This window comes from Dyella agri (assembly GCF_044904705.1).
Taxonomy (GTDB): Bacteria; Pseudomonadota; Gammaproteobacteria; order Xanthomonadales; family Rhodanobacteraceae; genus Rhodanobacter_A; species Rhodanobacter_A agri.
The window spans coordinates 191,823-206,074 of the sequence record NZ_JADIKL010000002.1 but is presented as its reverse complement, the minus strand read 5'-3'; the positions used below and the strand labels follow the sequence as shown (position 1 = coordinate 206,074).

The following is a 14,252-nucleotide window of genomic DNA, read 5'->3' as shown; positions in this document are numbered from 1 at the left end:
CTGTCTCGATATACCGAACCACCTCGACCGTTCGTGCCGGGCGTAGCCTGCGAACGCGGGCGCAGTCGAAGCACCCTTCGACTGCAGCGCTACGCGCCCACACTCAGGGCGAACGGTGCCGCGTTACTCCACCTTGCCCAATCCCGACGGCCGGCGCGGATCGCTGGCGGCGTCGAGCTTGTTGTCGCGATGGTCCCAGGTGACCACGTTCATGTAGCCCCAGGCTTCGCGCGGCTTGAGCGCATAGCCCATCTTCTTGAGCGTGTCGCTGGTGGCGGCATCGAACACGCCGTCTTCCACGTAGACCACGTCCGGCAGGAACTGGTGGTGGTAACGCTTGGCGGCAGCGACCTGCCGCGCGCTTTCGCCATCGACGAAGTGCAGGATGCCTTCCAGCACCTGGGTGATGATGGTGGAGCCGCCGGGCGAACCGATCACCGCGCTGCGGTCCTTGCCGACCACGAGGCTCGGCGACATCGAGGACAACATGCGCTTGCCGCCCTCCGGCGCATTCGCCTTGTTGCCGATTAGACCGTAGACGTTGGGCTTGTCCGGCACCAGCGCGAAGTCGTCCATCTCGTCGTTGAGCAGCACGCCGGTGCCCTTGGCGACGAAAGTGGAACCGAGGACGTAGTTCACGGTGGAGGTGATCCCCACCATGTTGCCGTCCTTGTCGATGATCGAGAAATGCGTGGTGTGCATGCCCGGGTCGCGTACCGACTCGTGCGGCAGCATGGACGAGGGCGTCGCCTGGTCGGGCAGGATGCTCTGGCGCAGGCCGTCGGCGTAGTACGGCGACAGCAGCATGTCCAGCGGCATCTTCACGAAGTCGGGATCGCCGAGGTAGTCGTTGTGGTCGCGGAACGCACGACGCATCGCCTCAAGGGTGTAGTGCACGCGATGCGCCTGGTCCATCTTCGCGAGGTCGTAGCCACGCAGGATGTTGAGGATCTCGGCGATCGCCACACCGCCCGAAGACGGCGGCGGCGCGGTGACGATCTGGTAGCCCTGGTAGTCGACGACGATGGGCGTGCGTTCCTTGGCGCGGTAGTTCGCCAGGTCTTGCAGCGTCCAGTTGCCGCCGGCCGCATGCACTGCGTCCACCAGCTTCTGCGCCACTTCGCCGCGATAGAAGCCGGCATCGCCCTTCTCGGCAATCAGCTCCCAGGTGTGCGCCTGGTCCGGATCGCGCCAGACCTCGCCGTCGGCCGGCGGCTTGCCGCCGGGCAGGAACTTGGCCACGGAGGCAGGCCAGCGTTCGATGTTCTTCTGCTCTTCCTTGATCGCCCCCAGCAGGCGCGGATCGGGCTTGAAGCCGTCGCGGGCAGTGCGGATCGCGGGCTGCAGCGACACGCTGAGCGGCAGCTTGCCGTAGCGCTTGGCCAGCAGCGCCAGGCCGGCCGGCTCGCCCGGGATGCCGGCGGAGAGCGGGCCTTTCAGTGCGGCATCGCGGTTCGGCGTGCCGTCGGGGTTGAGGTAGTCCTTCGGGTTCACCGCCATCGGCGCCATTTCGCGCGCATCGATGAACACGTTGCGGTTGTCTTTCGCGATATGCAGCGTGGCCATGAAGCCGCCGCCGATGCCCGAGCTCTCCGGCTCCACCACCGACAGCGTGGAGGCCACCGCCACCGCCGCATCGAACGCGTTGCCGCCCTTGGCCAACACCTCGAAACCGGCGTTGGTGGCGATGAAGTTCGCGCTGGCGATGCCGGCATGGCCGGGGCGCTGCGCAGCCGGCGCCGTCGTGGCGGTGGCCCGCGCGGCCTTCGGCGTGCCATCGGCGGCGTAGGCCGCACTGCCGGTCAGCAGCAGGCTCAGCAACAGCACGCGACCGTGCATCTGGAATTTCATGCGGCGAACTCCTTTGCTAAATCAAGCGGCAAGGCTTGAGCCCATCAAGCGGCATCGCTTGAGCTCATCAAGTGGCGGTACTTGAGTTCGAGCGCTTCGCGCGACTCGGTGTGTCCGGGGTCGACGATGATGCATTCGACCGGGCACACCTCCACGCACTGCGGCTCGTCGTGGTGGCCCACGCATTCGGTACACAGCGCCGGGTCGATCACGTAGTACTCCTCGCCCAGCGAGATCGCCTTGTTCGGGCAGACCGGTTCGCAGACGTCGCAGTTGACGCAGGTATCGAGGATCTTCAGGGACATCGGTTCACACGGCACGGCGGGAAACGGGGGCATTGCACCCCCGTCGCCCGCTGCGCTCTTCAATTACATCTGCACGAAGCGGAACGTGGCGCCAGTGGGGTTGACCACGCCGGCGACGCGCTGCTCGTCGGCCTTGTCGCCGATGAACACCACGATCACGTCCTTGAACGTGCCCGGCTTGGCATCCTTGAACGCGGCCACGACCAGGTCGGCGGTGGTCGCCGAGACCGGACCGGCGAAGGCCATCAGGTTGCCCGGCAGCACGCCGCGGGCCACCGCGTCCTGCACATTCTGCAGCTGGCGGTCGTTCTGCGCCTTGTCGTCGGCGGTCTGGCCCGGGGTCACCAGGTAGGGATAGGGCGCCTGCGCAGCCATGCCCTGCAGGTTCTTCTGCACCAGCTGGCCGAGGTAGGCGTTCCAGCCCTTGGCGTCGGCGATGCTGGTGGGCTTGGCGACCGCCTGGGCCTGCTGCGCGGCCTGCTGGTCCTGATCCTGGCCCTTCGAGCAGCCGCCCAAGGCGAGGCCGGCGGTCAGCGCGATGGCGGCGATGAGAACGAACTTACGCATGATGGTCACCTTCTTTTTCGGGTTGCTTGGGGAGGCCGCTGCTGCGGCCCTTGTGCCAGCGCTGACGCATGGCCTGTTGCACCGCCGGATGCACGAAACCGGAGATATCGCCGCCCAGGCGGCCGATCTCGCGCACCAGCGACGAGGAAATGAAGCTGTATTGTTCCGCCGGCGTGAGAAACAGCGTCTCCGCCTGCGGGATCAGATGCCGGTTCATGCTGGCCAGCTGGAATTCGTATTCGAAATCCGACACCGCGCGCAGGCCGCGGATGATCACGCCCGCGCCGATCTCGACCACGAAATCGGCCAGCAGGCTGTCGAAGCCGCGCACCTCCACGTTGCGCAGGTCGGCCAACGCGAGGCGCGCCAGCGCGATGCGCTCGTTGAGGCTGAAGCCCGGCCCCTTGCTGGAGCTATCGGCCACCGCCACCACCACCCGATCGAACAGCGGCGCGGCACGCGCCACCAGATCGGCATGGCCGTTGGTGATCGGATCGAACGTGCCCGGGTACACGGCCAGGCGGGGATTGCCGAAGGGTTTGGTCACGACATACGGGAGGCAGCGGAAACGGGCCTAGCTTAACGGAAGCGCGCGCCGGTAGAGCGCAAAACGCACCTCGCCGGCCTGTCCTTCCCGATGCGGCGACCAGTCGGCCGGCACGGCGGGCAGCTGCCCGCGAGGCGATTCCACATAGATCCATGCCTGTCCGGCCAGCCAGCCGCCCTGCTCCAGCCGTGCAGCCAGCGTGCCCCACAGGTCCAGCGCGAATGGCGGATCGAGGAACACCAGGTCGAACGGCCGCGGGGTGCCGCTCAGGAACCCCTGCGCATCGATGGCCGCGACCTCGCCGGCCGTGACCTTGAGCCTGGCCAGGTTGTCGCGCAGGGCCCGCGCCGCGCGCGCCTCGGGCTCGACGAAACACGCGCCGGCCGCGCCGCGCGACAAAGCCTCGATGCCTAGCGCGCCGGTGCCTGCGCACAGGTCCAGCACGCGCGCCCCCGCGAGCATCGGCGCCAGCCAGTTGAACAAGGTCTCGCGCACCCGCTCCGGGGTGGGCCGCAGGCCGGGCAGTTCGGGCACCTCCAGCCGCGAGTTGCGCAGGCTGCCGCCAATGATGCGGATGCGTCCGGGGCGGCCGTTCACGTGGCCTGGCGCGGCTCAGCGGCCGGTACGGGTGAGGGTGTTAGCATGCCGCCCATTGTCTTTGAATCGCCCCCGCAATGCTCAATTTCTGGAAGAAGAAACCCGTCGGGACCCCGCCCGCAGCCCCCGCCGAGGCGCCGCTGGCGGATACGTCGCGTGAGGCGGCCGCACCTGCGCCGATGGCGGTGGAGGCACCCATACCCGTGCTGACCATCGAAACGCCTCGCGACGGCGGGGCGGAAGCGCCCGTCGCCACCGAGGCAGTCGAGGCAGCACCCGCCAGGCGCGGTTGGCGCGACCGCCTCGCCGGCAGTGCACTGGGCCGCGGCCTGGGGGCACTGTTCCAGCGCAATCCCAAGCTCGACGACGACCTGCTCGACGAGCTGGAAACCACCTTGATCACCGCCGACGTCGGCGTGGAAGCCAGCACCGCGCTGGTGGAAGACCTGCGCACGCGCATGCACAAGCGCGAGTTCGCCGATGCCGCGGCGCTGCGCAATGCGCTGCGCACGGCGCTGGTGGCGCTGTTGAAGCCGGTGGAGCAGCCGCTGGGCGTCGCCGGCCGCAAGCCCTTCGTGGTGCTCACCGTGGGCATCAACGGCGTGGGCAAGACCACCACCATCGGCAAGCTCGCGCGCCGGTGGCGCGACGAAGGCCACAGCGTGCTGCTGGCCGCCGGCGACACCTTCCGCGCCGCTGCCGTCGAACAGCTCAAGACCTGGGGCGAGCGCAATGCCGTGCCGGTGATCTCGCAGGGCCAGGACGCCGACGCCGCCAGCGTGATCTTCGACGCACTGCAGGCCGCGCGCTCGCGCGGCGCCGATGTGCTGATCGCCGACACCGCCGGCCGCCTGCACACCCAGGGCGGCCTGATGGACGAACTGGGCAAGATCGCCCGCGTGCTGAAGAAGCTCGACCCCGAGGCGCCGCACGAGGTGCTGATGGTGATCGACGGCACCACCGGCCAGAACGCGGTGAACCAGGTGCGCCAGTTCCGCCAGATCGTCGGCGTCACCGGCCTGGTGGTGACCAAGCTCGACGGCACCGCCAAGGGCGGCGTGGTGTTCGCGCTGGCGCGCGAGTTCGGTCTGCCGATCCGTTTCGTGGGCCTTGGCGAAACCGCTACCGACCTGCGCACGTTCGAAGCCGCGGCCTTCGTCGACGGCCTGCTGCCTGCAGCCGGGCATGGCTGAGCAGGGCTGACATGACGCGTGGACTGCGACGACTGCTGCTGGCCGCAGGAGCGTTGGCGCTCGCCGCGCTGCTCGCCGTGGTGATCGTGGTCTATCTGCTGCTGCAGCCGGATCGCTTCACCGCGATGCTGCAGGACCAGGCGCAGAGAGCCGGCCTGGTGCTGAGCCTGTCCAGCCCCGCCAGCCCCACCTTGTTTCCGCGCCCGGCGCTGGACCTGCGCGGCATCACGCTCAACGCCGAAGGAGCGGACAGCCCGATCCTGCTGGCCGCACGCGGCAGGCTGGTGCTGCCCTGGAGCACCTTGCTCGGCGGCCACACCACGATCTCGCAGATGGAAGTCGATGCGCCGCGGGTGGATCTGGATGCATTGCAGAACTGGCTCACCACCCTGCCCCCGCAGCCGGAAGGCAGCCCCCCTGCCATCCCGCGCATCGATGCGGGCATCAGCATCGAGCACGGCAGCCTGATGCGCGGCGACCAGCTGCTGCTCAACAACGTGACACTGACGGCGGGCACGCTCGCGCCCGACCAGGTATTTCCGCTCGGCATGTCAGCCACCACGGCCGCCGGCGCACCATTGCAGCTGCGGCTCACCGCCACCCCGCACATGCAAGGCAACACGCTGCAACTGAACGACATTCAGCTGCACCTGTCGCAAGGCGGCGGCACTACCCTCGCCTTGCGCGGCAGCGCGCGCTGGCACGGCGCCGCAAATGCAGCCGCCCAGCTCGGCGGCAAGCTCGACCAGGCCGACGCCGGCAGCTACGACATCGCCCTGGCACTTACCCCCGCCGACCAGACCAACCCGCTGCTGCTGCACCTGAAGCTGGACGGCCCGAACAACCACGCCGACCTGCACCTGCCGCCGCTGGCGCTGGCGCACTGGTGGGGCACGCTCGACGCGCCGGCCGGGCAACAGACCGGGCCGCAACCCGACATGCCGCCCGGCAGTGGCACGCTGCAGATGGCTAAGCTGCAGGTCGGCAGCCTCAGCGTCGAAGGATTGAGCGTGCGGACCAGCGATGCCGCGCCGGCCCCGTCCACCACGACCGCGAAACCCGCCATGCCCGCCAACGCGAGCGGCAAGTCGAAGTGAAGCCGTTCGCCGCTGCCTTGCTGGCCTGGTTCGATCGCCACGGCCGCCATGATCTGCCCTGGCAGCATCCGCGCGACGCCTACCGCGTGTGGCTGTCGGAGATCATGCTGCAGCAGACCCAGGTCGCCACCGTGGTCGGCTACTTCGAGCGCTTCGTCGCCGCCCTGCCCAGCCTGCGCGCACTCGCCGCCGCTGCCGAGGATCAGGTGCTCGCGCTGTGGTCGGGCCTGGGCTACTACCGCCGCGCACGCTTTCTGCATCGCGCCGCCCAGCTCTGCGTGGAGCGCCACGGCGGCGAACTGCCGCGCGACTTCGATGCGCTCGCCGCGCTGCCCGGCATCGGCCGCTCCACCGCCGGCGCGATCCTCGCCCAGGCGCACGGCCTGCGTTTTCCCATCCTCGACGGCAACGTGAAGCGCGTGCTGACGCGCTACCACGGCATCCACGGCTACCCGGGCGAAAGCGCGGTAGAAAAACAGTTGTGGCAACACGCCGACGCGCATACGCCGGCCACGCGCGTGGCCGACTACACCCAGGCGATCATGGATCTCGGCGCCACCGTGTGCACCCGCACGCGGCCGCGCTGCGAGGACTGCCCGCTGAGCGGGGGCTGCATCGCCCGGCGCGACGGACTCACCGCTGCGCTACCCGGCGCGAAGCCTGCGAAAACCATACCGGTGCGCGAAACGGTGATGCTGGTGCTGCGCGATGCGCGCGGCCGCGTGCTGCTGGAGCGGCGCGGACCGCAAGGTGTGTGGTCCGGCCTGTGGAGCCTGCCCGAAGCCGGCGACCACGATGCCGCGTGGCGTCGCGCCCGCCAGCACGCGCACATCGACGACGCGCAATCGCTGGCGTCGTTCGTCCACGTGTTCAGCCACTACAAGCTGCGCATCGAGCCGCTGCTGTTCGACGGCGCGACAGCGCCGCGCGGCATCGCCGATAATCCCGACCTGCGCTGGTGCGGCGCTGGCGAACTGGCCGCACTGGGCCTGCCCGCCCCGGTGCGCAAGCTGTTGCAGCAACTCGAAGGATCCATCGCATGAGCCGCACCATCCACTGCGCCAAGCTCGATATCGATGCCGAGGGCCTCGACTTCGCGCCCTGGCCCGGGCCGCTGGGCCAGCGCATCTACGCCGAAATCTCCAAGCCCGCGTGGCAGCAATGGCTGGCCCACCAGACCATGCTGATCAACGAATACCGGCTCAATCCGCTCGACCCGAAGGCGCGCAAATACCTCGCCGAGCAGATGGAGAAATTCCTGTTCGGCGGCGACGTCGACCAGGCCTCCGGCTTCACCCCGCCCGCCCCGGAGTCTTGACGGCAAGCCGTGCATTGGGTCTAATGCACGGCTCCACGCCACGCCAACGGGCATCACGCCCGACCATGCTGGCGCGGCGCATGGCCGGGTAGCTCAGTTGGTAGAGCAGGGGATTGAAAATCCCCGTGTCGGCGGTTCGATTCCGTCCCCGGCCACCATCGAATACAAGACACGAAGGGTGGCGACCCGCATGGTCGCCGCCCTTTTTGCTGTGCGCAGGCTGGAACGCGCGCGACAGGCCCACAACGAACGATCTTCGCTGAAGCGTGACGGCAAGCACGGTTGCCTGTTTCGTTTTGCAGTTGCCTATTTTCGCGGATGCTAGATTTTCGGCCGGGCAAGCATTGCCCACACCACACACAAGGGGAACATCATGCGCTTGTTGACTCGTGCAATTTTCGCTGCATCGATCGCCGTCGCCACCGGTACCGCCCTGGCGGCCACGCCTGCCACCGGCCTTGGCCAGTCATGGCCGAATGCCAGCGACGTCAGCACCAACCCGAACTTCCACGTGTACGTGTTCGCCATGGGCGGCGTCCAGTACATCCAGGTCAACGATCTGAATGGCAACGTGCTCGGCAGCGTCGGCACCGCAGGCGGCCAGTTCATCACACTGCCGATCGGCCGTTTCGCCCAGCAAGTCGTCACGCCCAGCCAGCCGGCCAGCGCATCCACGACCGCCGCCGCGGCCGCGACGCCCGCCACGGTCTACGCCGACGGCACCACGACGGTAACGGCCACACCACTGAACGATGGCACCGTGCGCCTCAACGCCATGGCCGCCGCGCAGCCTTGCACGGACCCGATCGACTGCAACATGAAGGGCATTACCGGCCCGTGATGTCTGCAACCACCCCTGCGTCAGAGGTGGGGGTGGTTCGGTTCCTGGAACGAAACGATCAACCGCTTGCCATCGCCGATGGCGCGCTCGCGCACTCGGCCATCGAAGGTGGCCGCACGATCTTCGATGGCCTTGCGCCCCAGCCCCGTGGCACTGATGCGCAGGCGTTGCCGCAAGGTCATCCAGTCCACGTGCGATGGCTGCGCCGTGTTCCAGCGGACATCGATCATCACGACCGCCCATGTCCGGCCGCGGGTTCCGCAGCGGACCTTTACCAGGACATCCGACGGCTCATGCGTCAGGCAGGCCTCCAGGATGGCCTCGCACACCACGCGGTAGACAGCCAGGTTCATGTTCGGCGGCAGCACGCTGACCGCCCCGCGCAGGTCGCACCAGTACTTGATGCCGGCCACGTGCAGGGTCCGGGCCAGTGAGCCATGGACCAGCGCTCCGGGCAGGCCGTTCTCACGCAGCATGGAGGGATTCAGGCTGTCGGTCAGCAGGAAAAGCTGCTCTTGGGCGCTCTCGACGCGCCGGCGGTAAACCGTGTCGTTTGTCGCCAGCTGCGGCTGGTGCTGTTCCTCGCGAAGCATCAGCTTGAAGGCGCCCTGGGTCAGGTTGCGCAACTGGTCCAGGGCTTGCGCGGTGACTCGCAGCTGGGCCTCCCCCAAGGCGACGTTGCGATGCGCCAAGGCCATGGCCATGCGCGAATCGAAACGCTCCCGCTCCACCCGCTCCGTCAGCGCCGCCATGCGGGCACCCACCAGCAGCATGGTCGAAATGGCCATGGCCACCAGGGTCTCGGCCTGCATGGTGACGGGATCATTGGTGGCGGGCATCAGCGTCACGATGCCCAGGCTGGCCAGAGTGCCGGCCACCGCCGCCCCCTGCCAGCCGTAGCGGAAGGCCATGAAGATGACCGGCATGAACATCGCCATCTGCGCCACGACGCGGGCCTCGGGATTGTGCATACCCAGCCAGACCAGGAAGGCGACAAGCGGAAGCACCCCCAGCGCGCCCTCCGCCAGGAAACGGCTTTCCGGCAAGACACGGAGCCAGCGTCGCCAACGAAGATCCGCCGCCACGAAGCTCTGATAGGCCACCAACGTGATCGGCGCCACCGTCAGCACGCCCATGAAATTGCCCAGCACCATGCGCGCCGTCGCCGCGCCGTAGTGGATGACGTAGCCGGCCGGTAGCGGTGTGATTTGCAGCTGCGCCAGGGTCTCGGCCGTCGCGATCACGGCAACGACCAGCGCACCCAGCACGAAGACCGGCATGTTGACCGTCCCCCGGCTCGGGAACAGCCGCAGACGCTCGCGGAGCCACCACACCACGGGGGCCTCGTAAGCGAGCGAGGGGATCGTGTTGACCGCAGCCCAGAGCAGGCCGTACTGATCGAGGCAGCTGTAGCTCACATAAGCTAGCCAGACCGTATCGCCGATGAAGATCGCCAGCCAGTAGCGGTACGGCACCAGCATCAACACCACGAGGTGAAAACCGGTCAGGAGAAACCAGTGCTGGATGGACACCGCGCGGAACAGCAACAGCGCAGCCAGGTAGACACCGCCTACCAAGGCTTGCCGCCGCAGGGTCCCCACCCATGAACCATCGCGCATTGCGTTCCCCTGACTCGATCCTTGACCCTGACCTCTGAAAGACCAGATCGCACCCTTTACATCGTGTCTCTGCGCTGAGCCGTCGCCTCGTAGCGCTAGCCGGGAAAGCATAGAACCGGATCGCGAGTCATGCCAGCCCGGAACGGACCCGGGTCAGTAGCGTCAACACAAGCTAAGCAAAAGCAGTGCCATTCGGTCGCCTACCCCTGCGGGCCCACTGCCGCGAAGCGGCAAGCACGCAACCACGGAGGCTCGCCTCACGGAACGGTTCAAACCGCGGCAAGGCATACAAGTCGGTCGGCCACCCCTTGCCCGACGGTCAGCGACGCAATTCCGCCACACTGGCCGCCGGGCGACCAGCGATTGTCACCCCACTGCCACCGGCGGATCACCGGCGAGCCATGCACGCGATCCAGACTGCACGTCTCGTCTCTCGAGGATCGTGGTCATGCCGGCGCAGTACGTAGCCCCCTCGAAGTTCGGCCTGTTCCGCATCGTGCGGCACGGGCGCCGCTGGCGCAGCCTGTTGGGGGATTGCGAGCTGGCGCGGCACGACGACGTGGCGGCGGCGCTGGCATACCTGCATACGAGCTGCCCACGCGCACGCCTGCCGGTGGTACTGGAGCACTGGCGCTATCTGGCGGAACCGCCGGCGCGGCTGGCGCAGGCCAGCATCAATGACGAGGACTGGCTGCTGGTCGGCTGAACTGCTCAGGCGGCGGTGGCTGGCGCCGCTTCCGCCACATCCGCGAACAAGTTGTCGAGCATGCCGCGCGCCATCTCGCGCTCGCCCGACACCACACAGGTCGGCCCCTTGTTCGCGCAGGTGCGCAACGGCAGCGCCGGAGCCGGCGCGGGCATAGATCGACAGCCGCGGATTGAGCCGGCGCGCCACGCGCACGATCTCGCCGGCCTCGAACGCATCCGGCGCGGTCACCAGCAAGGCCTTGGCGGCGCCGAGATTGGCGGCGGCCAGCGCCTCGTCGCGCGCGGCGTGGCCAGACACCACGCGGATGCCCTGGGCGCGCAATTCCTTGACGCGCTCTGGCTCCATCTCCATCACCAGCAAGCTGCTGCCGTGATGCAACAGTTCGTCGCACAGCAAGCGCCCCATCCGGCCATAGCCCACCACCACGACGTGGCCGGCAAGGTCGCCGGCCTGTTCCGGCGCGGGCTCGTCGGGCGGTGCGATCGCGGCGGCCTGCGCCGCCTCGCGTGCGTCCAGCCATGGTTTGGCGCGATCGAACAACTTGAACAGCAGCGGATTGACCAGGATCGATACGATCGCCGCGGCCAGCAGCACGTCCTGCGCTTCCTTCGACACCATCTGCTGGGCCACGCCTACGCCGATCAGGATGAAGGAGAACTCGCCGATCTGCGCCAGGCTCACCGCGATGGTGAGCGCGGTGCGCAGCGGCCGCCGCGACGCCAGCACGATGAGCAGCGCTGCCAGCGACTTGCCGAGCACGATGATCGCCAGCGCTGCCAGTACGACCAGCGGTTCGGTGAGCACCACGCGGAAGTTGAACAGCATGCCGATGGAAACGAAGAACAGCACTGCGAACGCGTCGCGCAACGGCAGGGTTTCCTCGGCCGCGTCGTGGGCCAGCTTCGACTCGCCCATCATCATGCCGGCAAAGAACGCGCCCAGCTCGAAGGACACGCCGAACAGCCCGGCAACCCCGAACGCCACGCCCAGCGCGATCGCCAGCACCGCGAGGCGGAACAGTTCGCGCGAACCGCTGATCGCCACGCGCGCGAGGATCCATGGAATCAGCCGCTTGCCGACCACCAGCATCAGCGCCACGAACAGCGCCACCTTGCCGATCGCCAGGCCCACGGTGCCTGCCAGCGCACCGAGCGAGACACCCTGCCCCGTGGCCAGCGCTCCGCCCACCGCGGGCAACAGCACCAGCGCCAACACCATCGCCAGATCCTCGACGATCAGCCAGCCCACTGCGATGCGGCCGCGCTCGGTCTCCATCAGCCGGCGCTCCTCCATCGCGCGCAGCAGCACCACGGTGCTCGCCACCGAGAGCGCAAGGCCGAACACGAAGCCCTGCGCGAACGGCCAGCCCATCGCCCAGCCCAGCAACAGACCCAGCACAGTGGCGACCGCCATCTGCCCCAGCGCGCCGGGGATCGCGATGGATTTCACCGACAGCAGGTCTTTCAACGAGAAATGCAGGCCCACGCCGAACATCAGCAGCACTACGCCGACCTCGGCCAGCTCGTGCGCGATGTGGCCGTCCGCCACGTAGCCCGGCGTGAACGGCCCCACCACCACGCCAGCCAGCAGGTAACCCGCCAGCGCAGGCAGCTTCAGCCGATGTGCCAGCGCCGCGAACACGAAGGCCAGCACGATGCCGCTGACGAGGGTGGCGATGAGCGGGGCTTCGTGCATGGGCGATCCTCGGCGGGTGGGCTTTCCGTGTGCGGTGCGGCTCCCCTTGTAAGAGCATCCGGCGACAGGCACAAGCGCGTCGCCGCGGCGGCTCACTCCGCCGCGTTGATCACCGCGAGGAAATCGCGTCCGTAGCGCTTGAGCTTGGCCTCGCCCACGCCGCTGACCTGGGCCAGCTCGTCTTCGTTCGCGGGCATCGCGCGCAGCATGGCCAGCAACGTGGCGTCATGGAACACCACGTAGGGCGGCACGCCTTGCTGACGCGCCAGCTGCGTGCGCAGCGCGCGCAAGGCGTCCCACAGCGGCTGCTCGTAGGCCTCGATGCCGAGGTTGGCGCCGGTGACCAGCTGGCTGTCGCGGCGGCGGCGCGCGGAGCGCACCGGCTTGGCATCCTCGCGCAAACGCACCGCCTGCTTGCCGAGCAACACGTCGCGACTGGCCACGGTGAGCCGCAAAATGCCGTAACCCTCTGCATCGGTAGCCAACAGGCCAGCAGCGAGCAGCTGGCGGAACACCGAGCGCCAGCCTTTTTCGTCCATGTCGGCGCCGATGCCGAAGGTGCTGAGCTTGTCGTGATCGAGCTGGCCCATGCGCTCGTTGTCCACGCCGCGCAAGATGTCGATCACGTGGCCGGCGCCGAAACGCTGCCCGCTGCGGTACACCGCCGACAAGGCCTTCTGCGCGGGCACGGTGGCGTCCCACGTCTTCGGCGGCTCCACGCAGTTGTCGCAGCCGCCGCAGGGACCGTGGTAGTCCTCGCCGAACGCGCCCAGCAGCAGCTCGCGGCGGCAGCGGGTGGCTTCGGCGTAGGCCAGCAGCGACTCCAGCTTCTGCCGTTCGATACGCTTGCGCTCGTCCGCCGATTCGGACTGCGCGATCATCTGGCTCATCGTCACCACGTCGGCGAGGCCGTAGATCATCCACGCCTCGGCGGGCAGGCCATCGCGGCCGCCGCGACCGGTCTCCTGGTAATAGCCCTCCATGCTGCGCGGCAGGTCCAGGTGCGCCACGAAGCGCACGTCGGGCTTGTCGATGCCCATGCCAAAGGCAACGGTAGCCACCATCACCACGCCGTCTTCGCGCAAGAAACGTTGCTGATTCTTCGCGCGCGTGGCGGCATCGAGGCCGGCATGGTACGGCAGGGCTTCGATGCCCGCCTCGGCCAGCCATGCGGCGGTGTCGTCCACCTTCTTGCGGCTGAGCGCGTAGACGATGCCGGCCTCGCCGCGGTGGCCGTCGAGGAACTGCATCAACTGCGTGCGCGGGTTGTGCTTCAGCATCACGCGATAACCGATGTTCGGCCGGTCGAAGCTGGAAACGAACTGGCGTGCCTCCGTCAGCGCCAGGCGCTCCACGATCTCCTCGCGCGTGCGCGGGTCGGCGGTGGCGGTGAGCGCGATGCGCGGCACCTGCGGAAAACGCTCGTGCAACACGGTGAGTTCGCGGTACTCGGGGCGGAAGTCGTGGCCCCACTGCGATACGCAATGCGCCTCGTCGATCGCGAACAGTGCCACCTCGGTCTGTTCCAGCAGCCCGAGGAACCGCCCGGTCAGCAGCCGCTCCGGCGCCACGTAGAGCAGGTTCAGCTCGCCCGCCAGCAACTGCCGCTCCACCTCGCGCTGCGCCTGCGCATCGAGGCTGGAGTTGAGATAGGCCGCCGCCACGCCGGCGGCACGCAGCGCATCCACCTGGTCCTGCATCAACGCGATCAGCGGGGACACCACGATGCCGGTGCCCTGCCTGAGCAGCGCCGGAATCTGGTAGCACAGCGACTTGCCGCCGCCGGTGGGCATCAGCACCAGCGCATCGCCGCCCTCGGCCAGGTGCTCGACCACGGCCTGCTGCTGGCCGCGGAAACTGGGGTAGCCGAAAACGCTGTGGAGGATGTCTAGCGCGCTGGAAATCATTGCGCG

13 protein-coding genes, 1 tRNA gene and 1 pseudogene are annotated in these 14,252 nt (G+C 68.2%); 7 read left to right on the top strand and 8 right to left on the bottom strand.

The genetic code is table 11. The features are described from left to right. Positions 1-123: 123 nt before the first annotated feature. The 5 genes from ggt to rsmD form a co-directional block, all read right to left on the bottom strand. The gene (gene ggt / locus ISP14_RS03555) at positions 124-1,851 is read right to left on the bottom strand and encodes a gamma-glutamyltransferase (RefSeq protein ID WP_404536312.1); all 1,728 of its coding nucleotides are present in this window, start codon (positions 1,849-1,851) and stop codon (positions 124-126) included. A gap of 44 nt (positions 1,852-1,895) precedes the next feature. Next, positions 1,896-2,156 carry a YfhL family 4Fe-4S dicluster ferredoxin gene (locus tag ISP14_RS03550; protein WP_404536311.1) on the bottom strand — a complete coding sequence of 87 codons (261 nt, stop codon included), beginning with the start codon at positions 2,154-2,156 and terminating at the stop codon, positions 1,896-1,898. 63 nt (positions 2,157-2,219) lie between these two features. Beyond that, positions 2,220-2,723 (bottom strand): hypothetical protein, encoded by a 504-nt coding sequence (locus ISP14_RS03545; RefSeq protein WP_404536310.1) that lies wholly within the window; start codon positions 2,721-2,723, stop codon positions 2,220-2,222. Beyond that, positions 2,716-3,270, bottom strand: coding sequence for a pantetheine-phosphate adenylyltransferase (coaD, locus tag ISP14_RS03540; RefSeq protein WP_404536309.1), 555 nt, complete (start codon positions 3,268-3,270; stop codon positions 2,716-2,718). Before coaD ends, ISP14_RS03545 begins: the two co-directional genes overlap by 8 nt. A gap of 27 nt (positions 3,271-3,297) precedes the next feature. Next, a complete protein-coding gene (gene rsmD / locus ISP14_RS03535) occupies positions 3,298-3,867 on the bottom strand; it encodes a 16S rRNA (guanine(966)-N(2))-methyltransferase RsmD (RefSeq protein WP_404536308.1) in 570 nt (189 codons plus the stop codon). 77 nt (positions 3,868-3,944) lie between these two features. On the opposite strand from rsmD, the gene ftsY reads away from it, so the two are divergent. The 6 genes from ftsY to ISP14_RS03505 all read left to right on the top strand — a co-directional run bounded on the left by ftsY (position 3,945) and on the right by ISP14_RS03505 (position 8,316). Beyond that, complete coding sequence (gene ftsY, locus ISP14_RS03530; protein WP_404536307.1) at positions 3,945-5,060, top strand: signal recognition particle-docking protein FtsY; 1,116 nt, start codon at positions 3,945-3,947, stop codon at positions 5,058-5,060. Positions 5,061-5,071: 11 nt separating this feature from the next. Beyond that, positions 5,072-6,157, top strand: coding sequence for an AsmA family protein (locus tag ISP14_RS03525; RefSeq protein ID WP_404536306.1), 1,086 nt, complete (start codon positions 5,072-5,074; stop codon positions 6,155-6,157). Beyond that, positions 6,154-7,200 (top strand): A/G-specific adenine glycosylase, encoded by a 1,047-nt coding sequence (gene mutY, locus ISP14_RS03520; RefSeq protein ID WP_404536304.1) that lies wholly within the window; start codon positions 6,154-6,156, stop codon positions 7,198-7,200. The genes ISP14_RS03525 and mutY overlap by 4 nt, the downstream gene beginning before the upstream one ends. Continuing rightward, positions 7,197-7,475, top strand: a complete 279-nt coding sequence (locus ISP14_RS03515) for an oxidative damage protection protein (RefSeq protein ID WP_404536302.1) — start codon at positions 7,197-7,199, stop codon at positions 7,473-7,475. The genes mutY and ISP14_RS03515 overlap by 4 nt, the downstream gene beginning before the upstream one ends. A gap of 82 nt (positions 7,476-7,557) precedes the next feature. Beyond that, positions 7,558-7,633, top strand: a tRNA-Phe gene (locus tag ISP14_RS03510). 215 nt (positions 7,634-7,848) lie between these two features. Then, the gene (locus ISP14_RS03505) at positions 7,849-8,316 is read left to right on the top strand and encodes a hypothetical protein (protein ID WP_404536301.1); all 468 of its coding nucleotides are present in this window, start codon (positions 7,849-7,851) and stop codon (positions 8,314-8,316) included. A 20-nt stretch (positions 8,317-8,336) separates the two neighbouring features. Here ISP14_RS03505 and ISP14_RS03500 read toward each other — a convergent pair whose 3' ends face one another. Next, a complete protein-coding gene (locus ISP14_RS03500; protein WP_404536300.1) occupies positions 8,337-9,935 on the bottom strand; it encodes an MASE1 domain-containing protein in 1,599 nt (532 codons plus the stop codon). Between the two features lie 448 nt (positions 9,936-10,383). Between ISP14_RS03500 and ISP14_RS18725 the strand changes: the two genes are divergently transcribed. After that, on the top strand, positions 10,384-10,641 hold the full coding sequence (locus ISP14_RS18725) for a hypothetical protein (protein ID WP_449757831.1): 258 nt from the start codon (positions 10,384-10,386) through the stop codon (positions 10,639-10,641). A 5-nt stretch (positions 10,642-10,646) separates the two neighbouring features. Here ISP14_RS18725 and ybaL read toward each other — a convergent pair. Beyond that, positions 10,647-12,339: pseudogene (gene ybaL, locus ISP14_RS03495) on the bottom strand (YbaL family putative K(+) efflux transporter). Positions 12,340-12,431: 92 nt separating this feature from the next. Beyond that, the gene (gene recQ, locus ISP14_RS03490) at positions 12,432-14,246 is read right to left on the bottom strand and encodes a DNA helicase RecQ (protein ID WP_404537117.1); all 1,815 of its coding nucleotides are present in this window, start codon (positions 14,244-14,246) and stop codon (positions 12,432-12,434) included. Positions 14,247-14,252 lie beyond the last annotated feature (6 nt).